The following is a 25283-nucleotide window of genomic DNA, read 5'->3' on the forward strand; positions in this document are numbered from 1 at the left end:
ACTAGAGGTGCTTACGTAGAGTTAGTACCAACATGACTCTCGAGCAATTCACCGATAGCCAGGAACGGCCGGCCCGTCGGTACGAATACGACGACGGTGCGATCCTGGCCGTCGACTTCGGCCACGAGGTCGGAGACGCCGCGGTCGACCTCGTCGATGGAACCGTCATCGTCGTGATCGGAGACGAGCAGTACGAGCTCGAGCTCCCCGACGGTGCAGACGACGCGCATACGTTTATCAAAAACGGCGTTCTCACTGTCGAACTGGAGGGCGATCTATGAAACTTACCGTCAAACCGCTCAAACAGAAGGACGCGGGCCGTGGACTGGCCGCGATCGACCGCGTTTCCATGCGCGAGCTCGATCTCGAGAACGGCGACTACGTCGTCATCGACGGCGGCGGAGAGGGCCAAGCCGTGGCCCGCGTCTGGCCCGGATATCCCGAAGACGAGGGACGGGGGATCGTCCGCATCGACGGCCGCCTGCGACAGGAGGCCGGCGTCGGCATCGACGACAGCGTGACGATCGAGCCGGCAGACGTCAAGCCCGCCAAGTCGGTGACGGTCGCGCTTCCACAGAACCTCCGCATTCGCGGTGACATCGGCCCGCTCGTCCGCGACAAGCTTTCCGGACAGGCGGTCACGGAAGGGCAGACGGTACCGTTCTCGCTGTCGTTTGGCCCGATGGCCAGCTCCGGCCAGTCGGTGCCGCTGAAGATCGCGAGCACGTCGCCGTCCGGGACGGTCGTCATCACGGACTCGACGAGTATCGAAATCTCCGAGACGCCCGCCGAACAGGTGAGTTCGGGCGGCGCTGGTGCCTCCCCTGAAGGCGTTCCCGAGGTCACCTACGAGGACATCGGTGGCCTGGACGACGAGCTCGATCAGGTCCGTGAGATGATCGAACTACCGATGCGGCATCCCGAACTGTTTCAACAGTTGGGGATCGAGCCGCCGAAGGGCGTTCTGCTGCACGGCCCCCCGGGAACCGGCAAGACGCTGATGGCCAAGGCCGTCGCAAACGAGATCGACGCCCACTTCGAGACGATCTCCGGCCCGGAGATCATGTCGAAGTACTACGGCGAGAGCGAGGAGCAACTCCGCGAGGTCTTCGAGGAAGCCGAGGAGAACGCCCCCGCGATCATCTTCATCGACGAACTCGACTCCATCGCGGCCAAGCGCGAAGAGGCCGGCGGCGACGTCGAGCGTCGCGTGGTCGCACAGCTGCTCTCGCTGATGGACGGCCTCGAGGAGCGCGGTCGGGTCACCGTCATCGCGGCGACCAACCGCCTCGACGACATCGACCCGGCGCTCCGTCGTGGCGGTCGGTTCGACCGCGAGATCGAGATCGGCGTCCCGGACAAGGAGGGTCGCAAGGAAATCCTGCAGGTTCACACCCGAGGGATGCCCCTCGAAGAGGCCGTCGACCTCGAGCACTACGCCGCCAACACCCACGGGTTCGTCGGTGCTGACCTCGAGAGTCTCGCCCGCGAGGGTGCGATGAACGCACTTCGCCGGATTCGGCCGGACCTCGACCTCGAAACCGAGGAGATCGACGCCGACGTGCTCGAGTCGCTGCAGGTCACCGAGGATGATTTCAAGGACGCGCTTAAGGGTATCCAACCCTCCGCGATGCGGGAGGTCTTCGTCGAAGTGCCCGACACGACCTGGGAGGACGTCGGCGGCCTCGGGGACACTAAAGAGCGGCTGCGCGAGACGATCCAGTGGCCGCTGGACTACCCCGAAGTCTTCGAGCAGATGGACATGGAGGCCGCGAAGGGTGTGCTCATGTACGGTCCACCGGGGACCGGGAAGACGCTGCTCGCGAAGGCCGTCGCCAACGAGGCCGAGTCGAACTTCATCTCGATCAAGGGCCCCGAGCTCCTGAACAAGTACGTCGGCGAGTCCGAGAAAGGCGTTCGCGAGGTCTTCGAGAAGGCCCGCTCGAACGCCCCGACCGTGATCTTCTTCGACGAGATCGACTCGATCGCGGGCGAACGCGGCCAGCGCCAGGCCGACTCCGGCGTCGGCGAGCGAGTCGTTTCCCAACTGCTGACCGAACTCGACGGCCTCGAGGAGCTCGAGGACGTGGTCGTCATCGCTACGACCAACCGTCCCGACCTGATCGACAACGCTCTCCTCCGGCCTGGACGGCTGGATCGCCACGTCCACGTCCCCGTCCCCGACGAGGACGCACGCAAGAAGATATTCGAGGTTCACACCCGTGACAAGCCGCTGGCCGACGCAGTCGATCTCGACTGGCTGGCCGCGGAGACGGAAGGGTACGTCGGTGCCGACATCGAGGCGGTCTGTCGCGAAGCGTCGATGGCTGCCAGCCGCGAGTTCATCAATTCGGTCGATCCCGAGGAGATGGGCGACACCATCGAGAACGTCCGTATCAGCAAGGACCACTTCGAGCACGCACTCGAGGAGGTCAACCCGAGCGTCACGCCCGAGACGCGCGAGCGCTACGAGGAGATCGAAGAGGAGTTCGACTCGGCCGAACCGGCCGGGGAAGAGGACCAGCTCGGGCGGACGTTCCAGTAGCGAGACGACGGGTCCGGGCTCAGTCGGCGCTTGCAACGTCGGCCGACTCGAGGGCTGCGAGCACGTCCGCCGCGTGGCCGTCAGGCGAGACGTTTTCGTAGACCGCCTCGATTCGACCGTCCGGCCCGACGACGTACGTGTTCCGGAAGACGCCGTCGAACGTGTTCCCGAACAGCTGCTTCTCGCCGTAGGACTCGTACAGCGTCGCGACCTCGCCGTGCTCGTCCGAGAGGAGGTCGAACGTCAGCCCGTGGTCGGTGGCGAACGTCTCGAGGTCCGAAACCGGGTCGTCGCTGATCCCGACCACGGCAGTGTCTCGTTGTGCGAACGTCGACAGCGCGTCTTCGAACCCCTTCGCTTCGGTCGTACAGCCGTCGGTGTTCGCGCGGGGGAAAAAGTAGACGACGAGCCGTTGCCCGTCGAAATCCGACCGTCGTACCGTCTCGCCGTGCTGATTGTGCAGTTCGAACTCGGGGGCCGGGTCGCCGATGTCGATCATAGGAACGGGTTCGCGACGCCCGTTGTATGTATTGTGTTCTGGGATTGCGCAGCGACTGAACGGAATGGGAGCGCGGAAAACGGGACGGAGCGATACCGATAGCGAGAGACCGGAAACGTACACTGGGCGACGACGAACGACTACTCGAGTGGTTCTGCGGCTTCCCGATCGACCAGCGGCGTCGCGTTCTGCTCCGGGAGGGTGACCACGTCGTCGCTCGAGAGCGTGTACTCGCGGTCGTCGACGCCGAGGATGGAGCCGACATCTCGCGTGATCCGGACCGTCACTCGCTCGAGGTCGTCGGTGTCGTCGGAACCGGAGTCGGGTGTGGTGTGTGTCCTGTCTGTGGTTGACGCCGCGTCCGTCGCGTCCCCGCTGGCTCGATCGGACCGTTCCGCAGCCGTGGCAGATGGCACGGCCGACGGGTCTTCATCGCCGCCGTTGGCCCGGGAGGCCGGCTCGGAGTCGGCGTCGGGACCGAACTCGGAACCGTGTTCCTGGCCGTCGCCGATCGGGGGGCCGTCACCCATGACGTCCGCGGCCGGGACGCCGCTCGAGACGTCGCTCGAGTCGCCGTCGGGACTGGCAGACGTGTCCGATGGCGGCTCGTGTGGCGGGGCCGGCGGTGCGTCGTCGGCGTCTCGAGTCGACGAGTCCTGATCTGGGTTCGGCCCAGCCTCGGTACCCGGGCCGGACTCGAGACCCGGCTCGGGAGCCGAATCGGGTGGCACCTCGCTCGAGGGAGTTGGTTCTCGGCCCGAATCTGTGGCCAGTTCCGGGTCAGCGTCCGGCTCTCTGTCCGGGGTCCCCGGGGCCGCCACGCTCGAGGGCGCGTCCGTCCCCGTTCCTGTCTCCGGGCCCGCGTTCGTCTCGGGTGGTTCTTCGCCTTCACCCTCGAGTACGTCGAGGACGCGCCCCTTGTTCGACTCGATACGGTCGACGAGGTCCGCAAAGAGGTCGGCTTCCTCGGCAGTGAGGCCTTCGTCGTCGGCTGCCATCCCTGCGGCGGCGAGGCTAGCCTGCTTGACGAGTTTCCCCATGCGGCGCTCGTAGATCGCCTCGACGACATCTTTGGCGGTCTCGATCTCGTCGGTGAGGCGGCTGACCTCCGGCGAGGAGAACGGATCGTCGGCACGCTCGGCCGCGCGGTCCCGCTCGTCCTCTAGCTCGGAGATGTACTCGCCGACCTCCTGGTAGAACGAGGGGCGCAGGTTCTGGAGGCTATCTTTCTGGCGCTCCTTGCTCTGGACCGAGCGTAGTTCGTCGAGATTCATTCTTTTTCCTTCTCTGCTCTGCCGCGGCACATCAGAAAGACCGCAACGTACTCCGGAAGTGACTGGTCACCCTCCGAGACCGTAAAGCTATCTCCTCCGAGTTCGACCTCGCCGCCATCGGTGACATCGACCGCGATTTCCTGTCCCTCGAACGTCTCCGGGACAGCATCGACGAGCGGATCGAACTCCTCGAGTTCGTCACGCTCCAGGCGAACCGTCTCGAGGCCGCTGCCGCCGTGGAGCGTGCCGGGGAGTCGGATGAGCCGGTTCGTGTCGGTGGTGACGGGTTCGTCGATCGGCGCGTTATCCCGCTCGACGGCTTTCGATGCGAACCGTTCGGCGAGCTGTGCGACCGCGGTGTGGACGGTGACGTTGCCCGACTCGAGACCCTCGCGGTTGTTCCGGGCGGCGTTGAGGGTGGCCTGTGCCTTCCCCTCGCCGATGCCGTCGAACTCCTGGAGGCGCTCGAGGGCGGCGTCTTCCTCCATCTCGAGGAGGTCGTCTACGAACGCCATGAAGTGGCTGTGAACCCGCCGGCCCCAGCCTCCTTCGATCCGGAGCGTGCGGCGTTCGGTCGGCGTCTTCCGGCCGAGTCCCGCGACGGTCTCGGTCTCGATCAGTTCCTCGAAGTCCAGTCCGATGCCACGGACGTAATCGACGATCTCGCGTCGGTGTTCCCGCTCGAGGTGGCGGACGTTGTCGTCGCGGACGTGGACGTGATAGCCACGACCGCCCGAGAAGACGATCTCCAACTCCTCGAAGGCAAAGTCGTCTTCCAGAAAGTCAAGGAGGCGAAAGAGGGCATCCTTACACGTCGCGAGCATCTCGGCGTAGGAGTCCTCGCCCAGCGTCACGTTCGGCAGGTGGTCGGCGTCGAGGTCGAAGACCAGGTCGGCCGACTGCCAGTCTTTCTCGTTCATCGACCCCGCGCCGGGGTCACGAAAGCGGCCGGCCGAGAAGTAGACGTGGCGCGGCCGCTTGCGGACGAGAAACTCGGAGAGGTTCCCTAACTCGAGCAGCGAACGATGGCGGACCATGGTCGTATCGGGTCCCTCGGTCCAGGGGATGTAGCCCCACTCGCGTTCGTTGGCCGCGGGCGGCGGAGATATCTCCGTCCGTCGGTAGTGGTCCCGAAATCGCCCGCGAAGATAGGCCCTCGTTCGCTCCTCCATGCGCCTCGGGTAGTCGTGGGTGGGAGAGTATAATCCTGCCGAAAGTGACGGTCGTCGTGGGTGGGTAGCGTGCGAACGGGTCGCGGACGTCGTCACCGTCAGTGACGGCGGCCAGGGCCGCCGGAACCGCAGGCTTTAGTCGGCAAGATGCGCTGGATCGACCATGAGCCACCCACAGTTCACGTCGCTCGCGGACCTCCGCGAGACCCTCGCGGAGCAGTCGTTCGATCGGCCGCCAGCGATCGTCGCCAACGCCCACATCACGGGGGTGAGTGTCGCCCGCGCGCTCGCCGCTCACGACGTGCCGGTCGTCGCTCTGGATCGGGTCGGCGACGGGGCAGCACCGCCTTCCGAGGCCGTCGTCGCCGCCGGCGAAGTGACCTTCCCGCTCGACGATCCCGACGGGTTCCGCAAGGACGTGGCGTCGGTCGCCGACGTGCTGGATCACGAGCCTGTCGCGTTCCCCTGTATGGACGAGTGGGTCCACGCGTTCGCCGAGACCGAACCCGACGGCGTCCGGCTTCCCTTCGCGAAACAGGACGTGATTGCCGACGTCCTCGACAAGGAGTCGCTGTACGCGACCGCCGAGGAACTCGAGGTGCCCTACCCAGAGACCTACCGCCTCTCCGAGGTCGACCTCGAGGTGGCGGCCGAACGACTCGGGTTCCCGCTGGTCGTCAAACCCGCACGCAAGCGGGAGTTCGAGGAACTGCTCGGGACGAACGTCGTGGAGGTCGCCGACCGCGAGGAGTTCCACGAGGTCGTCGCCGAGGCCCGGGACGCCGGCGTCCGGGTGATGGCCCAGGAGAAGGTCCCGGTCGCGACGGGCGAGGACCGATCGCTCGCCTCCTACCGCTCGCCCGACGGCGACGTCCTGAGCGTCGTCGGCAACGCCCGCGTTCGCTACCCGCAAGGGTACGGCACCTCCTGCGTCGTCGACACGGTCGAGGACCCCGAACTCGAGGCCCGTGCCCGATCCGTACTCGAGGACAGCGGCTACTACGGCATCAGCGAGGCCGAGTTCGTCTACGATAGCGACCGCGAGGAGTACGTCCTCCTCGATGTCAACACACGACCCTGGAAGTGGATATCGATGCCCGTCGAGGCAGGCGCAAACCTGCCGTACGCGGCCTACGCCGACGCCGTCGGACTCGAGTACGAGCCCTCGGAACCGCGGGACGCCCGCTGGCTCTCTCTCCCCGACTATCTCTCCCTGCTCGCGAGTTCGCCGTCGTTCCCGGACGTGCTCTCGACCGACGAGTGGACTGCCCTGCTGTCCGGCGAGTTCGAGTCGTCCCGCGGGCTGACGACGGGTGTCTATCGTCCGTCCGATCCCGGACCGGCGCTGCAGATACTCGAGACGGAGTTCGGCGGCCCGGACTACTACTGTTCTTGCTGATCGATCAGGGCCTCGGGTCGCGTACTCGAGTGTGACTCCGGGTCCAGTCCCGGTTTTGATCTCGGTCTCGGTCTCGGTCCCGGTCTCGGTCCCGGTCCCGGTCTCGGTCTCGGTCCCGGTCTCGGTCTCGGTCCCGGCTCCTCACCCCTGCGTACTCGAGGGACCCGACGCGTCGTCGATCCCACCCGAATTTCTCCGGAGCCGGTTTCCTTTTTCCCGGACAGGAGAACCTGCAGATGATGAGCGACCGCCTACACTTCAACCTCTTCACGATGAACTCGGTGGAACACGTCTCGCCGGGGACCTGGACGATTCCCGGGGACCAATCCCACCGATACACCGACCGCGAGTACTGGACGGACGTCGCACGAACCGCCGAGAGCGCCGGTTTCGACGCTATCTTCTTCGCCGACGTACGTGGAATCTACGATGTCTACGACGACGACCGCGATCCCGCGATCCAGCGTGGGATTCAGACCCCGTCGAACGCCCCACAGGCACTGGTCCCCGCGATGGCCGAGGTAACCGACGATATCGGGTTCGCGATTACGCGTTCGACGAGCTACGTCCATCCCTACCAGCTCGCTCGCGAACTCTCGACGCTCGATCACGTCTCCGACGGTCGTATCGCGTTCAACGTCGTCACCTCCTACCTCGAGAGCGCCGCCGAGAACCTCGGACTGGGCGATCGGATGGAACACGACGAACGGTACGACCGCGCCGACGAGTTCATGGATGTCTGCTACCGCCTCTGGGAGGACTCCTGGGACGACGATGCCGTCGTTCGCGACGCGGAAGCCGGCACCTACACCGATCCCGACAAGGTCCGTGCGATCGATTACGAGGGCGAGTACTTCTCGATTCCCGGTCCCCACGGCTGTGAACCCTCGCCCCAGCGAACGCCGGTCATCTACCAGGCCGGCTCCTCGGATCGCGGCCGCGAGTTCGCGGCGAAAAACGCCGAAGGCGTGTTCGTCTCCCAGCCGACGAAGGAGGCGACTCACGACTACATCGAGGACATGCGCGACCGCGTCAGCGAACACGGCCGTGACCCCGATTCGCTGAAGTTCTTCCCCGGCATCGTCGTCGTCACAGCCGAGACCGACGAGATTGCCCAGGAGAAGTACGAGACCTACACGGACCACATCAGCGTCGAAGGCACCCTCTCGCTACTGTCGGGCTTCATCGATATGGACCTCTCCGAACTCGAGCCCGACCAAGCGGTCGAACACATCGAAACCGACGCCATCCGCGGGACGATCAACGCCTTCACGAAGAACGACCCCGACCGCGAGTGGACCGTCGAGGAAGTCGCACAGTTCGCCGGCCTCGGCACTACCTCGCCCGTGATCGTCGGCGGTCCCGAGACGGTCGTCGACGAACTCGAGGCCTGGCGTGACGAGGTCGGCGTCGACGGCTTCAACCTCAAAGAAGTCACGCGCCCCGGGACGCTGCGTGACTTCGCTGAGTACGTCGTTCCGGTGCTTCGCGAGCGCGGGCTGATCCGGGAGGGGTACGAGGGCGACACCCTCCGGGAGAACATGTTCGGACGCACCGGGCTCCCGGCGGGACATCCCGGCGTGGACTCCTGACGGGATCGACGGTTCCGGCCGTTTCTCGACGACCGACGACACGATCGCAGCCGGACGAAAACTCAGCGTCGTGGTCGTTCCACGAGCACTCGCGCGTCTTCGGTCCAGTCACAACGAACGGTCGCCGTCCTACTACGGCTCTTTTTCCGTCCACCATCGCCTCGAAATCGCACGACGGAAGCAGGCACGCCGAAACTTTCTCCAGGGATCACGCCGTACGTCCGAACGGTGGTCGCCGATGACCCGAGCACGAACGGGAGCCGAAACGGGAACCGATGCGGCCCCGGTCGAAGACGCTGTTCTGGCGATGAAACAGACCAACCCGGAGCTGTCTCCGGCGGAGCTGGCGTCGCGCGTCGACTGTTCGATCGACCGCGTCGAGACGATTCTCGAACAGCGGGGCCGTCTCGAGGTTGACCCCGACGACTCCCTCGAGGCGGCCGATCGAGAGTGGGACGACCCCCGTCGGTGTCCGTTCTGCGGTGACCCGATCGCCGACGGCGGTCCCGGGTTCGTCGACCACGTCGACGAGACCGACGAGTGCGCCGTCGCGTTCTCGCGGTGGCGCGAAGGGATCGCCGGCGACGTCGCCGAGGAGTGGGTCGCCTGAGAGGGATGCGGCGTCCATCGTCCACCCTATGAGAGAGCCCTGGATCGACCTCGAGTGTCCGTCCTGTCACGAGCAGTGGGAGAGCGACCCGGCCGACCTGCCGGAGCCGGGCAAGGAGTTCGGCTGCGAGCACTGTGACGATCGGCGTCCGGTCTCGGAGTTCGTCAAGACGTCGGAAGGACTCGAGATTCACGAGAGCTTCCACGTCTAGCTCCGTCGGTTTCTTTTTCGGCCACCGCTCCGGAGCCTTCGAACCGGACTGCAGGGTGTCGCTTGCACCCGTCAGTTTCGACCCTCGTCTTCCGGTGCTCCGTCTCCACTACACGATCTGGCGGATCGGGACTCCGCTCTGTCCTCCCCGACTACCCGTTCTTCTCGGTTTCGAGGAACCACCGTTATCGCATATCGGATAGTCCACCCAAACAGTACCATGACCCCATTGTCCCGATCGATCCGGCCGGCCCTTCAGATCGGCGTCGCGGGCATCGGCGCGTTCGTGATACTTGGGAGTCTGGTCGGGTTCGGAGCAGTGTTCGTCGAGATGGCTGGGAGCGAGAGCGGGTTCGTCCACGGGCTGTCGATCGTCGTCTTCGGGCTGTACGTGATGGCGGGATTCGTGGTCCTGGCAGTCGGCTTGTTTCCCTCAGCGCGACGACCACGGGATTCAGTTTTCCCGGGGACAGCGAACCATGCTCGCGTACGGGGCGGTAGCGCCGGTCGTCGGCGTACTCTGTGTTCCGGTCGGGACACTGCTGGCTCCGCCGCTCCCTGGCCCGATCGTCTCGGCCCTCGTCGTCGGGTTGGTCGTGTTCTCCTGACCGGTCCTTTCGCGACCGTGCTCGCGATGGGACTGAACTTCCGAGAGCGGCTGTCGTAGTCGATCGTCCGTGCTCCAGTTCGTGCTGACGTGATCGTTGCTCGTGGCGTTAGTACCGCAGCAGCCGCATGCCGTTGAGGATGACCAGCAACACGCTACCGATGTGGACGAGCATACCGCTTGCCATGTGGACGTAGCCCGCGAAGACGCCCGCGAGCAGCAGGACGACCGTCGCCACGGCGATGGTAACGTTCTCGGCGATGTTCCAGCGGGTCGCCTTGCTAAGTCCGACAGCGTAGGGAATCCGTCTCAAGTCGTCGGCCATCAGCGCCATATCCGCAGTCTCGATAGCAGTGTCGGTCCCGGCAGCGCCCATCGCGATTCCGACGTCGGCGGTCGCAAGCGAGGGAGCGTCGTTGATCCCGTCGCCGACCATCGCGACGACGTGGCCCGACTCCCGGAACGCCTCGATCGCATCCTGTTTCTCCTCGGGCAACAGGGCAGCCCGGTAGTCGTCGATTCCGACGGCTTCCGCGACCGCACGCGCGGTGCGTTCGTTGTCGCCGGTCAGCATCACCGTGCGGACACCAGCGTCCTGTAGCGCGGCGACGACGGCTGCCGCGTCGTCACGAAGGCCGTCCCGCATCGAGACGACACCGACTATTTCGTCCTCGAGAGCGACGTAGACGGCTGTTTCACCCTCTTTCTCTCGGTCGTGGGCGTATGCTGTGGCCGTCTCGGCAGGTTCGATTTCGCGGTCCGCGAGCAGTGTTCGGTTACCGACGACGAGACGATGTCCGTCGTAGTGTGCCACCACGCCTTTCCCAGGGACGACCTCGAACGTGTCCGGGTTCGGAATCCCCGAGGCCACGTGGTCGTCGCCGTTCGACGGTGACTCGAGTCCCGAAGCGACACCGCCGTCGGTCACGTACGCTCGACTCGACCCGCCGCCGCGGTCTCGAGCGGCCTCGACGATCGCGTCCGCGAGGTGGTGTTCGCTCCGTTTCTCGGCGATCGCAGCGTACCGAATCACGTCGTCTTCGGTGACGCCGAACCCCTCGACGTCCGCGACGGTCGTCTCGCCTTTCGTCAGCGTCCCGGTCTTGTCGAACGCGACGAGGTCGATCTTGCCCGCGGTTTCGAGGTGCTCGCCACCTTTCATCAGGACGCCCGAGCGAGCGGCGTTCCCGATGGCGCTCACGATACTAACCGGGGGCCCGATGACCAGCGCACCGGGACAACCGATGACCAACAGCGTCAGCGCGAGGATCGCGTTTCCGGTGACGGCGTATGCAAGGACCGCCAACACGACGATCGCGGGCGTGTAGTACGTCGCGAACCGCTCGATGATCGTCTCCGTCGGTGCCTGGGCCTCCTGGGCCTCTTCGACGCGACGGATGATCCGCTCGAGGGTCGTATCCCGACCCGTGTCGGTGGCGACGACCTCGAGTGCACCCTCCTGGTTGATCGTGCCGGCGTAGACCGCGTCGCCTGTCGCCTTGTGGACGGGTGCGCTTTCACCGGTGACGGGTGACTGATCGATCGCGCTCTCGCCGTCGTCGACCTCGCCGTCGACGGGCACCTTCGCGCCGGGCTCGACGACGACCGTCTCGCCTTCCTCCACCTCACGTGCAGGGATTTTCGTCTCTTCCCCACCGCGGCGAACGATCGCCGTGTCGGGGCTCATCTCGAGCAACTCCTCGAGCGCCGATCGAGTTTTCCCCATCGTCCTGGCTTCGAGGTAGTTGCCGAGCGCGAACAGGAAGACGACGGCCGCGGCCTCCCAGTATTCGCCGATGACGATCGCGCCGATGGCGGCCAGGGTGACGAGCGTATTGATCCCGACTGTCCGGACCCGCAACGTATAGTAGGCCTTCTTCACGACGTCGTAGCCGCCGACGACGGCCGCAAGGACCAGCAGGGTCGCGCTGGCTCGCTCGAGGCCGAGCCCGTAGCCGAGCCCCCAGCCGACAACGAACAGCAGGCCGCTGGCGACGACGATCGCTGGCTTCCGGCGGGCCCGGACCCAGCCCCCGAGGGCACTGATGCGACTCACGATCGGTCACCGGGGCCGAGGCGTGTATCCCTGGTTCGAAATCGTTCGCTCGAACGACTCGCGGTCGGCGGTCCCGGCGTCGTACTCGAGTTCGACTCGGCCGGTAGTGTAGTGAACGTCGGCCCGTTCGACGCCGTCGGTCCGTTCTAATGCCCGCTCGAGGTTGTTCGCACAGGTCGGACACTCGAAGTCAGTGACGCGGTATTCGACGAGTTGGGTCATACTCGAGTCGTGCTACGGCGCGCTCGCCCAAATATATCACTCAAATTATCTGTTTTGGCGTAGGGACGACGACGCCAGCCGGTGAAACGAGTCGTCTAGCCGGTCGGCCGGACGACTACGACTTATACGGCCCGACGGACAACCTTCGGCAACGAATGACCGAATTCACGTCGGACGTGACACTCGAGGACGTGGTCGTCCGCGATACGAACGTCTCGAACGCCGTCGACGAACCCGTGCGAGCGATGCTCCTCGATATGCTCGCCGACCGCGAGCGTACTGTCTCGGAGCTCGACAGCGCCCTCGAACGGCGGGGATACGATCGCACCGAGAACACGATCCGCCACCACGTCAACCAGTTGCGCGACGCCGGCCTCGTCGAAGTCGCCCGTCTCGAGGAGCGGGGTGGCGCGACGATCAAGTACTACCGGGCGAACACGATCGTGCTCTCGTACGGGGTTCCGGACGACCGGCGCGAGGACGTGGCGGCGATGGCCGCCGATATCGCGCCCGAGATCACAGGGATCGTCGCGGATCTCGAGGACGAGTACGGCGACCACATCGAGCGGATCGCCGACGAGATGGCACCGTGCGAACACTGTCGGGGCCAGAAGTACGAGACGTATCTGCTGTTGACGATCCTCCGACGTGGATTCGTCGAGGGAGTCGTCCGGGAGCAGAACGGAGCAGCCGACGCTGGAGAGAAAAAATAACAGCGACCCGGAGCCGGAGCGTTTCGGTTGGGCGAGCGACGACGCGTGAGCGATGCGGGCTCAGCGCCGCATCAACTCGGATATTTTGTCGGTGATTCCGACATCGCTACCGAGTTTCAGGTAGTAGGCGTCGCCACCGTCCTCGTAGTAGTCGTCGATTCGCCGTTTGATCTCGAACCCGAGGTGTTCGTAGAACTGGAGGGCGTTTTCGTTGCTCGTCCGAGCGTGGCAGGTGATCGAATCGTGGTCGTCGGCGACGCGGGCGACCAGTCGTTTGCCGATCCCTTCGCCTCGACACTTGGGTGCGACCGCGAGAAAGAGAATGTAGCCGTCGCGACGGACGGCCGCGAACCCGATGAGTTCGTCGTTCCGAACGTAGCAGTGGACCTTCGAGCGGCGATAAGCGTCGGTGAAGAAATCGTGGCGCTGCTTGAGCACGCCCTCCCGGCGGCTGATCTCCTCTTTGAGCTGCCAGGCTTCGTCGACGTAGTCGTCGCTCCCCGGGGCGACGACCCGACTGTCGATGTTGACGCTCACTACCACACCCTAACATCGTGGCCAATATAATTCCTCCGGCACCAGTCCCACGCCACGTCGGTCCAGTACCGACGCATTCGACCGATCTCTGCCGGTCTCTGACGCCCGGTCCGACCCTCGGTTTCCCCCATCTCGAGCCCAGCGGCGAGTCGATCTCGAGCCGAAAAACGGAGACGGCACGTGGTCCCCTTCTGGAAAACGACGGGCATACCACCCGGGCCGTCGTACCACCGATGAATGTCGTTCGAACTGCGCGATCACACGGCAGACATCGCCGTCGCCGCCACCGGCGAGACCCTCGAGGGAGTTTTCGCTGCCGTCGCCGACGGACTCGCGGCCGCGTCGGTCGACGACGCGCCCGACGACGGAGCGCGGTTCTCGGTCTCCGTCTCGGCCGAGAGCCGCGAGGCGTTGCTGTTCGACTACCTCGACGAGTTGATCTATCTCCGGGACGTGCGCGCCGAACTCCCGGTCGACCACGAGGTAGCTGCGATCGAAGGGCCCGGTCGATCCGACGACAAGGGAGATACCTGGTCGCTCGAGGCCAGCGCCCGCGGCGTCCCTCTGGCCGAGATCGACGCCAGGGAGGTCAAGGCCGTGACCTACTCGGAGATGCGTCTCGAGCGGATCGACGACGGCTGGGAGGCGTACGTCGTCTTCGACGTGTGAGCGGCCCGGAGAGTACGGATCGCTGTAATGGGGCCGATTGAGCTACCCCAGCCCGTCTACCGTCGTCGCGTACGTCTCGCCGAAGACGTGGTGTTCGGTCACTGCGACGCGACGGAACCCGCCGCTAACGGTCGCTTCGAGGCGATACCCCGACCCGACGAGATCGTCAGAACAGGCCATCCGGAGCCCCGAATCGTCGGCCGCGACGACGAGCAGGTCCAGCCGCTCCTGGGACAGTTCGTACTCGGCGTGAGCCAACTCGACGGTCCCACACTCGCTCGAGCCGAACTTCGCTCGAGCCGAACTCGACCGTGCCGCGGACGGTGACGGTCGTGCCGTCCTCGTCGACGGTCACGTCCGGTGGATCGTGGACGGCGAGGTCCGTCGCCGTGCGCTCGAAGTCGGTACTGACCCTCGAGCCGACGATGGGCAGTCCCGACAGACAGCCAACGGTCGCGACGGTTCCGAGAGTGGCGGTCCCAGCGAGGAGGTGTCTGCGGCTCACACGCTCTCCAGCGGTCATACTCGAGGAGACACGAGCCCCACCCTACCCTCTCCCGGTAGCTCAAACGGCGATTTCACCTCTCCGTCGACTGCTCGGTCGACCAATCGTTCGCCCGGACTGTCCGTGCTCACGACCGAAGAGACGAACATCTTTCATCGTTGCGAACGGAGTGTCGCGTATGAGCAACCCCACGTTCGACGCCGACGGCATCACGCTCGAGCAGGTGCGTGAGTACGTCTGGGAGGTCCCACAAGAAGGAGACATGCGTACCCCCGCGCGGGTACTGGCAAGCGAAGCCTTACTCGAGGAGATCGCCGACGACAAGACCTTAGAGCAGATCACGAACACGACCCATCTGCCGGGGATCACCAACTACGCGATCTGTATGCCCGACGGCCACCAGGGGTATGGCTTCCCCGTCGGGGGAGTCGGCGCACTCGACGCCGAAAACGGCTGTATTTCGCCCGGTGCGGTCGGCTACGACATCAACTGCGGTGTCCGGATGATGCGGACGAACCTGACCTACGACGACCTGCGGGGCCGCGAGGAGGAACTCGTCGACTCCCTGTTCGCGAACGTCCCGTCGGGGCTGGGTGGGGGCGGCATCGTCGAAGCCGGCGTCGACACCGTCGACGAGATCCTCGAGCGTGGCGTCGAGTGGGCCGTCGAGAACGGCCACGGCGTCGAGGAAGACCTGCTGCACTGCGAGGATGAAGGCATCCGGACGGAGGCCGACGCCTCGAAGATCAGCCAGAAAGCGAAAGACCGCGGCAAGAACCAGATCGGGTCGCTGGGCTCGGGCAACCACTTCCTCGAGGTCCAGCGTGTCACCGACGTCTTCGACGACGAGGTCGGCGACGCCTACGGACTCGAGGAAGACCAGATCGTCGTCCTCATTCACTGTGGCTCCCGCGGGCTGGGTCACCAGACCTGCAACGACTACCTGCGCAAGATCGAACAGCAACATCAGGGCCTGCTGGACCAGTTGCCGGACAAGGAACTCGCGGCCGCGCCGGCGGGCTCACAGCTCGCGGAAGACTACTACAAGGCGATGAACGCGGCGATCAACTTCGCGTGGGTCAACCGCCAGCTGATCATGCACCGCACGCGACAGGTCTTCGAGCGGGTGTTCGATCGCACCTGGGAGGAGATGGAGATGGAATTGCTGTACGACGTGGCCCACAATATCGCGAAGAAGGAGACCCACGAAGTCGGGGTCGGGCCGGAGGGTCGACCGGTGCGAGACGGCGAAGCCGTCGAGCGAGAAGAGCGGGAACTGTTCGTTCACCGGAAGGGTGCAACTCGAGCCTTCCCCGCCGGCCACCCCGAGGTGCCCGACGCCTACCGCGACGTCGGGCAGCCGGTCATCATCCCAGGCAGCATGGGTGCCGGCAACTACGTCCTTCGGGGCGGCGAGAACTCGATGGACCTCACGTTCGGCTCGACGGCCCACGGCGCGGGCCGGCTGATGAGTCGCACCCAGGCGAAAAACGAGTACTGGGGCGGTGACGTCCAGCAGGAACTCGAAGAGCAAGACCAGATATACGTCAAGGCACAGTCCGGCGCGACGGTCGCCGAGGAGGCACCCGGCGTCTACAAGGACGTCGACGAGGTCGTCCGTGTTTCGGACGCGCTGGGCATCGGCGACAAGGTCGCACGGACGTTCCCGGTCTGTAACATCAAGGGCTGACGAACGCTCGAGGCAGTCTCGGCTTGGCCGACGGGAGCATCACGGGACACGGGCTCACGAGTCGCGAAGCGACTGCCGTGCGATCGTCCGGGCTGTCGAGACGTCGAGTTCGTCGAAGGTGTCGTCCTCCTCGAGCGTCTCGAGGACCGCTTCGACCGGTTCGGTGAACGTGAACGTGAGGTGGACGCCGCTTTTGAAGCCGCCGCTTGTCCGTTCGCTCTCGAGGACGCCGTAGGTACCGGCCTTGTTGATGTGGCTGTTGACGGTCTCCTGGGTGTAGACGTCTCGATCGGTTCGCTGGCATATCTCGCGGTACAGTGCGTAGACCGCCGGACTCGGTGCCGCGCCGTCGTTGACGTCCGCGACGACTGCGGCGGCGTACAGCGAGAGTTTCTTCTGGAGGGTCATTCCACCGACCATCTCGAGTACGCGGTTCTTGACGACCGAATCGTTGGCCGCGTGGACGTGTTGTTCCGTGACGACTGTCTCCCCGTTTCGGTTCGCGATCTCGCCGGCGTCTCGCAGCAGGTCGATCGCTCGCCGCGCGTCGCCTTCGTTTTTCGCGCCGTAGGCGGCAACCAGTTCGATGACGCCGGCCTCGAGTGCGCCCTCCTTGAACGCGTCGCGCCGACGGTTGAGAATCTCGATGAGTTCGTTGGCGTCGTAATCCGAGAAGTGGATGCCGGTCGGGTTGTACGAGCTGTCGGTGCGACTATCGAGGTTCTCGCGGAACTTGGGGTGGTTGGTGATTACGACCGTCGAGACGAGGGTGTCGACGTGCTGTTCGGCCATCACTCGGCTCAGGCTGTAGAGCAGCCTGGAGTAGGCGGGCTCGTCCTCGCCGACGCGGCCGGTCAGCGCGTCGATCTCGTCGAGGATGAACACGAGCGCGTCGAAGTGTCGATCGACGATCTCGTAGAGCCGAACGTACTTCGCGTCGGTTGAGACGCCTTTCCGCGGGATGTCCCACGCGACGCCGGCTTTCTTCGCCGTCTGGTGGCCGAGCTTCCAGACGGCACGATCCAGCGAGTGAGACTCCATCGTCTTGAAGTTGACCGCGACGAAGTCGAAGTCGATGTCGTTCTGTGTGGCCCGTTCCGCGACCTTCTCGGCGACTGCCTTTACGGTGAGACTCTTTCCGGTGCCGCTTGGACCATAGAGGAGGAGGTCCGGCGGCCGTTCGCCGTCGAGGGTGTCACGAAACGCCCGCGCTTCGGCGGCCAGTTGTTCGTCCCGACCGTAGATCCGGTTGTGATCGACGATCGTGTTGGAATCGACGAGTTGCTTGTTCTCGAAGACCGTCTTCCGTTCGCCATCGAGGATGCTGTCGACGATCGATCCGTCGGGGGAGTCCGCCGTCCCGTCGTCGTCCCCTCCTCGAGCGTTAGAGGACTCCCGTTTCATTGTCGGCACTGGCCGCCGGGCCACAATACCTCTTTCGAAATGAAGGAACCGCGGTCGAAATGAAGGCTCCGTGCTCGAAATGAACCGAGACGGCCGCCGACCCGCCGACGACGAATCGAGAGACCGTTGTCGAAATGAAACCCGGATGGACCGCCGTCGGGGGAAGCGGGTTCCCGTCTCGGACGCGACGCTCGAGATCGAGCGGGACCGCCGTCGAAATGAGGGCACCGTTAGCGAAATGAAATCGCCGGTGTCGAAACAGCGGGTGCGGTGGAGCCGACGAGTGTCTGGTAGCAACGAGAACAGGAGTCCCACACCGTTGTCGAAATGAAACGGGAAAATGGAGGCCCGGCAACCATGGAGGGGACCGTTATCGAAATGAAACTCGCTCTTGTCGAGTCAGATCGATATTATTCGGGCCTTACCGCTCATATACCTGCCTATGCCGGAAACAGCGCACAGATTTCATTTCGACAACGGTGTGAGAGGGTACTCACTCTAGTTCGTCTTTCGAGGGATTTCATTTCGAATGCAGTGTGAGCGACCTCGGTAGAAGACCTAGAAAAGCAACCCGAGATCGTACAGCCACGTCCCGTCTCGGCTGGGCTCGACTGGACTCGGCCAACTCGACTGATCGGGCCCAAACCGTCGCACGATATCCACTCACTTCAGTCGAAACGGGTTCTCGTCGTCTCCCTCTCCGTTACTCTCGTCTCCCTCGTCAGTCTCGTACGGCTTCCGGGCCGTTATCGTCACCGTCGCCTCCGGATCGTCCTCGTCGGCCCACGGGCTATCGTAGGCCGATATCTCGAGGTCGGTAACATCCCAGCCTTCGTCTTCGATGAGTTCGACCAACTGCCGCTGGTCCGCGAGCATTTCCTCGTCCATATCCGGCGTTGGCCGTCCGGCGGGGTAGCTGTTGTGCCTCACTCACGGCTCGCGAGAACTAGAAACCAAAAGCGGTTAACGCTCGCCGGAAATTGCCGGCGAATTTAAGCGGATCCACCTGCAAGCAGATCGTATGCTCACCGACGAGTTCGGGCGCGAGGTTACAGGGGTCCGCGTCTCTCTTACGGACCGGTGTAACTTCGACTGTATCTACTGTCACAACGAGGGGCTCGGGGACACGCGGGGGCCGATGGACCCACAGGACGACGAGATGGGGACCGACGGCGTCGTCCGCTTTCTCGAGGTCGCAGCCGAGTTCGGCGTCGACGCCGTCAAGTTCACCGGCGGAGAACCGATGCTGCGCCAGGACCTAGAGGAGATCATCAGGCGTACGCCGGACGACCTCGAGACCTCGCTGACGACCAACGGAACCTTTCTCCCTGGCCGCGCCGACGCCCTGGTCGACGCCGGCCTCGAGCGGGTCAACGTCTCGCAGGATGCGCTCGATCCCGACGACTTCGCGGCGGTCACGAAAAGCGGTGCCTACGAGAAGGTCCTCGAGGGTGTCGACGCTGCACTCGCGGCCGGCCTGGACCCGGTCAAACTCAATATGGTCGTCTTCGAGCACACCGCGGGGTACGTCCCCGAGATGGTCGATCACGTCGCAGAAAACGAGGGACTTCAGCTCCAGTTGATCCAGTACATGCCCGAGCTCACCGGCCGCCCGGAGTGGAATATCGACATCCAGCGCGTCCACGACTGGCTCGCCGACCAGGCCGCGGAGATCGAACACCGCGAGATGCACGACCGGAAGCGCTACTGGGTCGAGAGCGACGACGGCGAAGGTCGGGGGATGGTGGAGATCGTCGACCCGGTCGAGAACCCTACCTTCTGTGCGAACTGCCACCGCGTGCGCGTCACGCACGAGGGGCATCTGAAAGGCTGTCTCAACCGCAACGACGATCTCCGATCGATGGGCGAGATGACCAAACCCGAAATCCGCGAGGCGTTCCGCGAGACCGTCGAGAACCGGGTTCCGTACTACGGCGAGTACATGATCGAAAACGGCGACGGCGAGTGGGAACTCAACGAGAAATACATCGAGGATTCGATCCGCGCGTGAGCCTCAGCGCCGACGCGAACCCCACCGTCCCCCCGACTGCTTCTCCCTTCCGAGCCCGACTGTAATCAGAAACGCCGCGAGCAACAGCAAGACCAGCGCCGACACCGGCTGTCCGCCCCCGGCCACGACGTAGATCGTGTAGCCCACGGTCGCCGCGATCAGTCCCACCACCAGACTCGAGGCGAGGCCGACGGCCTCGAGTCGCAGCGTCTCGGACTCCCGGCCGAGCTGTTCGCCGATATCGATCGCGGCGTGGGCCCGGTCCCAGGCGAGGACAGTCGTGACCGTGGCGATCAGTGTCGGCTCGACTGCGGCGATCCCACCCTCGAAGCCGGCCAGGAGGACGCCGCCGAAGACGAGCACGGCACCCGCATCGGCTGCGCTGCGGTGTCCGACGGCGAGAGCGACCGACAGGAGCACGACACCGGCGGCACCGACCGTGACGGCGGTCGCGGTGAAGAGTCCGGAGAGGACGACGGCAACGACTGCGGCGGCGACGGCGACCAGACTCGAGGCGATGGCGGGCTTGCGCGTGAGCTCGACGCCTGCCCCTGCCTCGAGGTCGGTACCGTCGCGCTCGACGGCAGCGTCGGTGTCGGATGCAGGGTCGGTTCCGGTTTGCGAGTCCGACCCGGGCTCCGAGTTCGAGGCGGGCGTATCGGAATCGGGTTCCAGGTCCGCGGGCTCACGGCCGCCGGTCTCGTCGGCCGCCGGCTCGGTCGCGTCGGCGGACCGCGTCTCGACGCGTTCGCTCATCGGGAGCCACCTCCGCTCGCGTCGACGGCGGTTCCCGTTCCGGCTCCGGCCTGCCGAGCGAACACCTCGTCGATCGACGTCCCATCCGGCCAGTCGATCACTCGTATCCCGGCCCGTTCGAGGTCGAACCGGCGGACTCGGCGTGCGACCTGTGCCAGCCGTCCGCCCGCGGTCGCGTCGACCGTCGGATCGGGACTGACGACCGTCACTGGGTGGCCCCGCGCTTCGAGGCGACGGGCGATATCGGCCGATCCGGCGTCACAGAGCGGCGTCAACAGAACGATCTGGGTCTCGGCGGAGAGACGCCGGCGGAGGGTCCGAAGCTGGGTCAACCACGGCGTCTCCTGCTCGGGAGCGACGGCGTCGAACTGCGGGTGAGTCGCGAGCAACTCCCGGAACTCGAGTTCGTGGTGCCGACCGGAAGCGGGCGCGAGCCAGCAGGGGTCGGTCCCACGCTGCGGATCGCCGTCGCGTCCGACGGGCCCGATGCCGGCGAGCCCGACCGAGTGGCCGGCCTCGAGGAGGCTTGCACCGATCCGACCGGCCGCGGCGATCGAGCGGTCGACCGCGTGGGTCGCGTCCGGGGCGGGAGCGAGGTACGCCCCTTTTCGCGCGTCGACGAGGACGACCGCGCGGGCCGAGCGCTCCGCGTGGAACTCGAGGGTCGCGAGTTCGCCAGTCTTGGCCCGGCGGTTCCAGTCGATCCGCGAGAGGGGATCGTTCGGCCGATACTCCCGGACCGAGTGGAACGTCGTCCCAGCGCCGCCCTCGGTCGTGGTCAGCCGGCCGGCAAAGGACGTCGCCGTCGTCCGAAGCGGGACCGGCGCGGCGACCGGGCGCATCTCGGGTTCGCAGACGACGGCCGTCTCACTCTCGATGCGGAACTCTCGCTCGGTCGACCGCGAGAGATCACGGGTGATCGCGAGCGCGGGGTCGAACTCGTGGCTGCCGCGTTTGACCGCCGCGGTATACTCGAGCGAGACGGATTCGCCGGGTCGAAGCGCGGTGCCCAGCCGACTCGAACCCTCGGTGACGACGAGGCCGGGCGGGACGCCGTCGACGAACCGCAAGTCAGGGACGAAACCGCCGCTCTCGTTCGTGATCGCGACGGTGACGTCGATCTCGTCGCCCGGCTCGGGTGTCTCGTCGCTGACGGTTCGGTCGATCGAGAGCTCGAGGACTGGCGGCTCGAACGCTCGGGCGAAGCCGGCGTAGCCGATGCCGACGACGCCGGCGAGAAGGACCGCCGGGGACTCGACGGCGGCCCCGATGCCGACGGCAAACAGTGCGACGACGCCGATGCCGGACCAGTACTCCGTCGCGGCGCTGCGGACCGTTTCGATGCCGTCTACCGACTCCGTCGTCGTCCGTCGTCCGTCGATCTCTCGCTGTGGAGTCCGGTCGTAGTCGTACGCGGGAAGCACCCGTTCGGTCTCGTCGGAATCGTCACTGTCGGCCTCCGGACCGCGTTCGTACCCGATCGAAGCGATCGCAGCGACGACGTGGCGGACGCCACGTTGAAACTCCGTCTCGTATCCTCGGTCGAAGACGCGGCCGACCCGCGAGCGAAGCGACCGTTCGGGCGGTTCGAGCTGCTCGGAGAGGAAAGCAGCGGCGACCGGGTCGTCCGTCCAGTCTCCGTCCTCGAGTCGCTTCGTTGCGGTTTCGGGGTCGTCGCCCTCGAATCGGGTGAGAACCGCGACGACAGCGTCCTGGAGCCCGTCGCCGAGTCGTCTGCCTCGCGTTCTGTACCCGCTGTCGACCCGGCGAAACGACGAAACCGTCTCCGAGAGGCTCTCGCCAGGGACCGGGACCTCGATCGTTCGTTCGGTCTCCGGCGTGTCGAACTGTGAGCGAACGCCCCGCCGTCGAGAGAGGGTCCGGACGCCGACGATGGAAACGAGAAACGCGAGGAGAACGACGGTGGCGTCGGTCAGGCTGAGCGTCAACGCCCCCGCGCTGACCGCGAGCGCGGCGACGAACGCGGTGATGCCTGCAGCCAGGGCGGCGGTACGGCGGTCCGGAGTCATCGTCCTAGCCTCCACCAGCCCCCACCGGCTTCCTCGTCGGCGTCGGCTTCCGCTTCAGTGGGGTCCGCGCTCGCGTTCGCGTCCCGCTCACGTTCGGCGTAGGCGTCCTCGATACGACGGAGCACGGTCGTCGCCCGCTTTTCACGTTCCGGCGTCGCGTCGGCGTCGCCGTACCGGACGTCCTCGAACAGCCCGGTAAGCTCCTCGACGTGATCGCGGTCGATTCCGGCGTCGACCGCGGCCCGGGCGAACTCCCGCGGCGTACTCGAGTCCGGTCGATTCACCTCGAGTGGACGGGTCATCTCCCGCCAGGCGCGATAGATTTCGTTGTCCACGTCGGTCGCCGACTCGAGACGATCGGCCGCTCGCCCTGCCGCGTTGCCGACGGCGGCCGCGTGCCCGCTAGGGCTGTCGCGGTCGTCGGGGAGTTCCTCGGAGTCCGCGGCCGAACTGCGATCGTCGTCTCCGCCGCGAGCGAGGAGTAACCCGCCCACGACGATGGCGAGAAGCAAAGCGAGCAGTCCCAACAGCGGTTCGACTGTGGGGCCGCCGGAGTCTCCCTCGCCGAAACCGTCGCTGCCGCCCTCGCGCATCCCTTCGGTGGCCTCCTCCCCCGGGAGAGCCACCGGATCGGTGAACTGGATGATGACGTAAACGACGAGCAAGAAGCCAAGGAAGAGCGCGAGTGCAAACAGCGCGTCCCGTCGGTGTGTCAGGAGGTACCAGACGATGATGACGGCGGCCACGAGCAACAGTGCATAGAGGAGGTACTCGAGAAACGGCGGAAACCCGACGGGTTCGACCGGCTGTTGCTCGGGAGGGCTCGTGATGATCCCGCTGGGCTCGCCTTCCCCTTCGCCAGTGCTGACACCGTCGCCACCCATCTCGACTGGGGAGTCGACGGTAGCAGCCGCGAGGGCGATAGCGACGATTCCGGCGAAGGCAGCAACCAATCGAATCAGGAGGGGGCGGCGATTTCGTGTCACCAGTTGGTCGCTCGTAGCAGCCCCTTCGTAATAAAGTCAACCGGAGTGTGACCACACCTCGAGTGTGTCGGGGTGACACGTGACTGGCAGTCGATCGTCCGAGACATTCGTTGCGCTTAAGTACCAGACGGGGGTACGTTCTGGTGCGATACGTGTAGGGGAGCGATCCCCGAGTCCGCGAGGGCGACGATACCAGAAAGACTCGGTGTCGTGGTAGCCAAGCGGCCCAAGGCGCATGGTTGCTAACCATGTGGCGTCAAGCCTCCGGGGTTCGAATCCCCGCCACGACGTCGGATTTACCGGACTGGCCTTCTGCCAGTCACATTTGCAACGCTCGCAGACCAGACACACATACACGATACATGAGCGCGGAAGAACCCCAAGAACAAGAGGAGGACGAAGACCTTCAGTACTTCGTCCGTATCGGTCAAACCGACCTCGACGGGACGAAGTCTGTCGAGCGCTCGCTCTCGGAGATGAACGGGATCGGTCGACGAACCGCCCGGATCATCGCCGAGGAAGCGGGCGTCGACCGAACAGCGACGTTCGGTCGACTCGACGACGACGTCATCGACGAGGTCGTCGAACTCGTAGAGAACTACGCGGCGGAAGTCCCTGACTGGCTCAACAACCGTCAGTCAGACTTCTACACCGGCGAAACGACCCACGAGATCGGCAACGATCTCGAGCTGACCCGCCAGCACGACATCAACCGGATGAAGATGATCGACTCCTACAAGGGAGTCCGTCACAAGCGCGGGCAGAAGGTTCGCGGCCAGCGAACCAAGTCCACCGGTCGTACGGAGGGCACCATCGGGGTCAACGTCGAAGAGATCCGCGAAGAAGAAGCCGAAGGCGGCGACGAGGAGGGTGAATAACGATGCCACTCGGAACCGACACCAAACAGTACGAGACGCCGAATCACCCCTACCAGGGTGAACGCATCGCTACCGAACACTCCCTCATCGACCGCTACGGCCTCAAGAACAAGGAAGAACTCTGGCGAGCCCAGTCCCAGCTTCGCTCCTACCGGCGCGAGGCCCGCGACCTGCTCGGCCAGGCCCAGGGCGACGAAGCCGTTCTCGAGCGCTCCGATGAGTTCGTCGGCCGCCTCAAGCGCGTCGGCATCCTCGACGAGGGCGACGAACTCGGTGACGTCCTCGGTCTCGAGATCGAGGACGTCCTCGAGCGTCGTCTCCAGACGGTCGTTTACCGGAAGGGACTCGCCAACACGACGGAGCAGGCCCGACAGTTCATTACGCACGGGCACGTGACGGTCGACGGTCAGCGTCATCGCGTTCCGTCGTACGTCGTCGACATCGACGAGGAGAACCTCGTCGAGTTCGACGAGAACAGTCCGCTCGCGGACGAACTCCACCCCGAACGCGCGGAGGGTCAGTAAACCATGAGTCAGGACGACGAAAAGTGGGGCATCGCCCACGTGCACGCATCGTTCAACAACACCATCATGACCGTGACCGACCTCACGGGCGCGGAGACGATCGCCAAGTCCAGCGGTGGGACGGCGGTCAAGCAGAACCGCGACGAGGCGTCGCCGTACGCGGCCATGCAGATGGCCGAATCGGTCGCCGAGGAGGTCAAGGCTGCCGGCATCACCGGACTGCACGTCCGCGTCCGTGGCCCAGGCGGGAACCTCCAGAAGTCCCCCGGGCCGGGCGCGCAGGCGACGATCCGAGCGCTCGCCCGATCGGGCATCGAGATCGGTCGCATCGAAGACGTCACGCCGATCCCACACGACGGATCGCGCGCACCCAAAGGCAAGGGCGGCTACTAGA

General features: G+C 65.3%; 26 protein-coding genes and 1 tRNA gene. 15 read left to right on the forward strand and 12 right to left on the reverse strand.

Translation table 11 applies throughout. From position 1 onward, the window contains the following. Positions 1-32 precede the first annotated feature (32 nt). Together C446_RS05200 and C446_RS05205 are read left to right on the forward strand one after the other, a co-directional pair. Positions 33-281, forward strand: a complete 249-nt coding sequence (locus C446_RS05200) for a DUF7127 family protein (RefSeq protein WP_006672022.1) — start codon at positions 33-35, stop codon at positions 279-281. Beyond that, entirely contained in the window at positions 278-2545 is a 2268-nt protein-coding gene (locus C446_RS05205; protein ID WP_006672023.1) for a CDC48 family AAA ATPase, read from the forward strand. The genes C446_RS05200 and C446_RS05205 overlap by 4 nt, the downstream gene beginning before the upstream one ends. Before the next feature lie 19 nt (positions 2546-2564). Here the strand turns inward: C446_RS05205 and C446_RS05210 are convergent, their stop codons facing one another. The 3 genes from C446_RS05210 to priS form a co-directional block, all read right to left on the reverse strand. Continuing rightward, on the reverse strand, positions 2565-3089 hold the full coding sequence (locus tag C446_RS05210) for a peroxiredoxin (RefSeq protein ID WP_275039904.1): 525 nt from the start codon (positions 3087-3089) through the stop codon (positions 2565-2567). A 95-nt stretch (positions 3090-3184) separates the two neighbouring features. Then, positions 3185-4318 carry a DNA replication complex subunit Gins51 gene (locus C446_RS05215; protein WP_006672025.1) on the reverse strand — a complete coding sequence of 378 codons (1134 nt, stop codon included), beginning with the start codon at positions 4316-4318 and terminating at the stop codon, positions 3185-3187. Further along, positions 4315-5490 (reverse strand): DNA primase small subunit PriS, encoded by a 1176-nt coding sequence (priS, locus tag C446_RS05220; protein ID WP_006672026.1) that lies wholly within the window; start codon positions 5488-5490, stop codon positions 4315-4317. Before priS ends, C446_RS05215 begins: the two co-directional genes overlap by 4 nt. A gap of 163 nt (positions 5491-5653) precedes the next feature. Between priS and C446_RS05225 the strand changes: the two genes are divergently transcribed. The 5 genes from C446_RS05225 (at position 5654) to C446_RS20220 (ending at position 9909) form a co-directional block, all read left to right on the forward strand. Next, entirely contained in the window at positions 5654-6889 is a 1236-nt protein-coding gene (locus C446_RS05225; RefSeq protein ID WP_006672027.1) for a carboxylate--amine ligase, read from the forward strand. Between the two features lie 239 nt (positions 6890-7128). Further along, positions 7129-8481, forward strand: coding sequence for an LLM class flavin-dependent oxidoreductase (locus tag C446_RS05230; protein WP_049920055.1), 1353 nt, complete (start codon positions 7129-7131; stop codon positions 8479-8481). A gap of 238 nt (positions 8482-8719) precedes the next feature. Further along, entirely contained in the window at positions 8720-9091 is a 372-nt protein-coding gene (locus tag C446_RS20440; RefSeq protein ID WP_152419373.1) for a DUF7501 family protein, read from the forward strand. Positions 9092-9119: 28 nt separating this feature from the next. Next, complete coding sequence (locus C446_RS05240; protein WP_006672030.1) at positions 9120-9302, forward strand: DUF7836 family putative zinc-binding protein; 183 nt, start codon at positions 9120-9122, stop codon at positions 9300-9302. Positions 9303-9780: 478 nt separating this feature from the next. Next, positions 9781-9909, forward strand: a complete 129-nt coding sequence (locus tag C446_RS20220; protein ID WP_275039902.1) for a hypothetical protein — start codon at positions 9781-9783, stop codon at positions 9907-9909. Positions 9910-10017: 108 nt separating this feature from the next. Here the strand turns inward: C446_RS20220 and C446_RS05245 are convergent, their stop codons facing one another. Beyond that, on the reverse strand, positions 10018-11964 hold the full coding sequence (locus C446_RS05245) for a heavy metal translocating P-type ATPase (RefSeq protein ID WP_006672031.1): 1947 nt from the start codon (positions 11962-11964) through the stop codon (positions 10018-10020). Between the two features lie 6 nt (positions 11965-11970). After that, positions 11971-12186 (reverse strand): heavy-metal-associated domain-containing protein, encoded by a 216-nt coding sequence (locus C446_RS05250; RefSeq protein ID WP_006672032.1) that lies wholly within the window; start codon positions 12184-12186, stop codon positions 11971-11973. Between the two features lie 155 nt (positions 12187-12341). On the opposite strand from C446_RS05250, the gene C446_RS05255 reads away from it, so the two are divergent. Next, on the forward strand, positions 12342-12899 hold the full coding sequence (locus C446_RS05255) for an ArsR/SmtB family transcription factor (protein ID WP_006672033.1): 558 nt from the start codon (positions 12342-12344) through the stop codon (positions 12897-12899). Positions 12900-12959: 60 nt separating this feature from the next. Here C446_RS05255 and C446_RS05260 read toward each other — a convergent pair whose 3' ends face one another. Beyond that, positions 12960-13436, reverse strand: coding sequence for a GNAT family N-acetyltransferase (locus C446_RS05260; protein WP_006672034.1), 477 nt, complete (start codon positions 13434-13436; stop codon positions 12960-12962). A gap of 237 nt (positions 13437-13673) precedes the next feature. Between C446_RS05260 and C446_RS05270 the strand changes: the two genes are divergently transcribed. Continuing rightward, positions 13674-14105: an archease gene (locus C446_RS05270; protein ID WP_006672036.1), complete on the forward strand. Its 432-nt coding sequence runs from the start codon at positions 13674-13676 to the stop codon at positions 14103-14105. A 42-nt stretch (positions 14106-14147) separates the two neighbouring features. On the opposite strand, the gene C446_RS19855 is transcribed toward C446_RS05270, so the two are convergent. Then, positions 14148-14363, reverse strand: coding sequence for a hypothetical protein (locus C446_RS19855; RefSeq protein WP_239639460.1), 216 nt, complete (start codon positions 14361-14363; stop codon positions 14148-14150). 425 nt (positions 14364-14788) lie between these two features. On the opposite strand from C446_RS19855, the gene C446_RS05280 reads away from it, so the two are divergent. After that, a complete protein-coding gene (locus C446_RS05280; protein ID WP_006672039.1) occupies positions 14789-16300 on the forward strand; it encodes an RtcB family protein in 1512 nt (503 codons plus the stop codon). A gap of 54 nt (positions 16301-16354) precedes the next feature. Here C446_RS05280 and C446_RS05285 read toward each other — a convergent pair whose 3' ends face one another. Both C446_RS05285 and C446_RS05290 read right to left on the reverse strand, forming a co-directional pair. Then, entirely contained in the window at positions 16355-17704 is a 1350-nt protein-coding gene (locus C446_RS05285) for a Cdc6/Cdc18 family protein (protein ID WP_006672040.1), read from the reverse strand. A 663-nt stretch (positions 17705-18367) separates the two neighbouring features. Next, positions 18368-18592, reverse strand: coding sequence for a hypothetical protein (locus C446_RS05290; RefSeq protein WP_006672041.1), 225 nt, complete (start codon positions 18590-18592; stop codon positions 18368-18370). A gap of 133 nt (positions 18593-18725) precedes the next feature. Between C446_RS05290 and moaA the strand changes: the two genes are divergently transcribed. Further along, complete coding sequence (moaA, locus tag C446_RS05295) at positions 18726-19715, forward strand: GTP 3',8-cyclase MoaA (protein ID WP_006672042.1); 990 nt, start codon at positions 18726-18728, stop codon at positions 19713-19715. Positions 19716-19718: 3 nt separating this feature from the next. Here the strand turns inward: moaA and C446_RS05300 are convergent, their stop codons facing one another. The 3 genes from C446_RS05300 to C446_RS05310 are packed head-to-tail and all read right to left on the reverse strand — an operon-like array spanning position 19719 to position 23487. Beyond that, positions 19719-20471 (reverse strand): DUF7519 family protein, encoded by a 753-nt coding sequence (locus tag C446_RS05300; RefSeq protein ID WP_006672043.1) that lies wholly within the window; start codon positions 20469-20471, stop codon positions 19719-19721. Next, a complete protein-coding gene (locus tag C446_RS05305) occupies positions 20468-22501 on the reverse strand; it encodes a DUF58 domain-containing protein (RefSeq protein WP_006672044.1) in 2034 nt (677 codons plus the stop codon). The genes C446_RS05300 and C446_RS05305 overlap by 4 nt, the downstream gene beginning before the upstream one ends. Next, the gene (locus tag C446_RS05310; RefSeq protein WP_006672045.1) at positions 22498-23487 is read right to left on the reverse strand and encodes a DUF4129 domain-containing protein; all 990 of its coding nucleotides are present in this window, start codon (positions 23485-23487) and stop codon (positions 22498-22500) included. The genes C446_RS05305 and C446_RS05310 overlap by 4 nt, the downstream gene beginning before the upstream one ends. A gap of 207 nt (positions 23488-23694) precedes the next feature. Between C446_RS05310 and C446_RS05315 the strand changes: the two genes are divergently transcribed. The 4 genes from C446_RS05315 (at position 23695) to C446_RS05330 (ending at position 25282) form a co-directional block, all read left to right on the forward strand. Further along, positions 23695-23777, forward strand: a tRNA-Ser gene (locus C446_RS05315). Positions 23778-23849: 72 nt separating this feature from the next. Beyond that, positions 23850-24365, forward strand: coding sequence for a 30S ribosomal protein S13 (locus C446_RS05320; RefSeq protein WP_006672046.1), 516 nt, complete (start codon positions 23850-23852; stop codon positions 24363-24365). A 2-nt stretch (positions 24366-24367) separates the two neighbouring features. Then, positions 24368-24889 (forward strand): 30S ribosomal protein S4, encoded by a 522-nt coding sequence (locus tag C446_RS05325; RefSeq protein ID WP_006672047.1) that lies wholly within the window; start codon positions 24368-24370, stop codon positions 24887-24889. A gap of 3 nt (positions 24890-24892) precedes the next feature. Further along, complete coding sequence (locus C446_RS05330) at positions 24893-25282, forward strand: 30S ribosomal protein S11 (RefSeq protein ID WP_005579703.1); 390 nt, start codon at positions 24893-24895, stop codon at positions 25280-25282. Position 25283 lies beyond the last annotated feature (1 nt).

The sequence above is a fragment of the Halobiforma nitratireducens JCM 10879 genome, assembly GCF_000337895.1.
Lineage (GTDB): Archaea > Halobacteriota > Halobacteria > Halobacteriales > Natrialbaceae > Natronobacterium > Natronobacterium nitratireducens.

Bases quoted from the DNA above. Each gene is read 5' to 3' on its own strand.
- C446_RS05200 (WP_006672022.1), top strand. From the start codon at position 33: ATGACTCTCGAGCAATTCACCGATAGCCAGGAACGGCCGGCCCGTCGG.
- C446_RS05205 (WP_006672023.1), top strand. From the start codon at position 278: ATGAAACTTACCGTCAAACCGCTCAAACAGAAGGACGCGGGCCGTGGA.
- C446_RS05215 (WP_006672025.1), bottom strand. From the start codon at position 4,318: ATGAATCTCGACGAACTACGCTCGGTCCAGAGCAAGGAGCGCCAGAAA.
- priS (WP_006672026.1), bottom strand. From the start codon at position 5,490: ATGGAGGAGCGAACGAGGGCCTATCTTCGCGGGCGATTTCGGGACCAC.
- C446_RS05225 (WP_006672027.1), top strand. From the start codon at position 5,654: ATGAGCCACCCACAGTTCACGTCGCTCGCGGACCTCCGCGAGACCCTC.
- C446_RS05230 (WP_049920055.1), top strand. From the start codon at position 7,129: ATGAGCGACCGCCTACACTTCAACCTCTTCACGATGAACTCGGTGGAA.
- C446_RS20440 (WP_152419373.1), top strand. From the start codon at position 8,720: ATGACCCGAGCACGAACGGGAGCCGAAACGGGAACCGATGCGGCCCCG.
- C446_RS05240 (WP_006672030.1), top strand. From the start codon at position 9,120: ATGAGAGAGCCCTGGATCGACCTCGAGTGTCCGTCCTGTCACGAGCAG.
- C446_RS20220 (WP_275039902.1), top strand. From the start codon at position 9,781: ATGCTCGCGTACGGGGCGGTAGCGCCGGTCGTCGGCGTACTCTGTGTT.
- C446_RS05250 (WP_006672032.1), bottom strand. From the start codon at position 12,186: ATGACCCAACTCGTCGAATACCGCGTCACTGACTTCGAGTGTCCGACC.
- C446_RS05255 (WP_006672033.1), top strand. From the start codon at position 12,342: ATGACCGAATTCACGTCGGACGTGACACTCGAGGACGTGGTCGTCCGC.
- C446_RS05270 (WP_006672036.1), top strand. From the start codon at position 13,674: ATGTCGTTCGAACTGCGCGATCACACGGCAGACATCGCCGTCGCCGCC.
- C446_RS05280 (WP_006672039.1), top strand. From the start codon at position 14,789: ATGAGCAACCCCACGTTCGACGCCGACGGCATCACGCTCGAGCAGGTG.
- C446_RS05285 (WP_006672040.1), bottom strand. From the start codon at position 17,704: ATGAAACGGGAGTCCTCTAACGCTCGAGGAGGGGACGACGACGGGACG.
- C446_RS05290 (WP_006672041.1), bottom strand. From the start codon at position 18,592: ATGGACGAGGAAATGCTCGCGGACCAGCGGCAGTTGGTCGAACTCATC.
- moaA (WP_006672042.1), top strand. From the start codon at position 18,726: ATGCTCACCGACGAGTTCGGGCGCGAGGTTACAGGGGTCCGCGTCTCT.
- C446_RS05300 (WP_006672043.1), bottom strand. From the start codon at position 20,471: ATGAGCGAACGCGTCGAGACGCGGTCCGCCGACGCGACCGAGCCGGCG.
- C446_RS05305 (WP_006672044.1), bottom strand. From the start codon at position 22,501: ATGACTCCGGACCGCCGTACCGCCGCCCTGGCTGCAGGCATCACCGCG.
- C446_RS05320 (WP_006672046.1), top strand. From the start codon at position 23,850: ATGAGCGCGGAAGAACCCCAAGAACAAGAGGAGGACGAAGACCTTCAG.
- C446_RS05325 (WP_006672047.1), top strand. From the start codon at position 24,368: ATGCCACTCGGAACCGACACCAAACAGTACGAGACGCCGAATCACCCC.
- C446_RS05330 (WP_005579703.1), top strand. From the start codon at position 24,893: ATGAGTCAGGACGACGAAAAGTGGGGCATCGCCCACGTGCACGCATCG.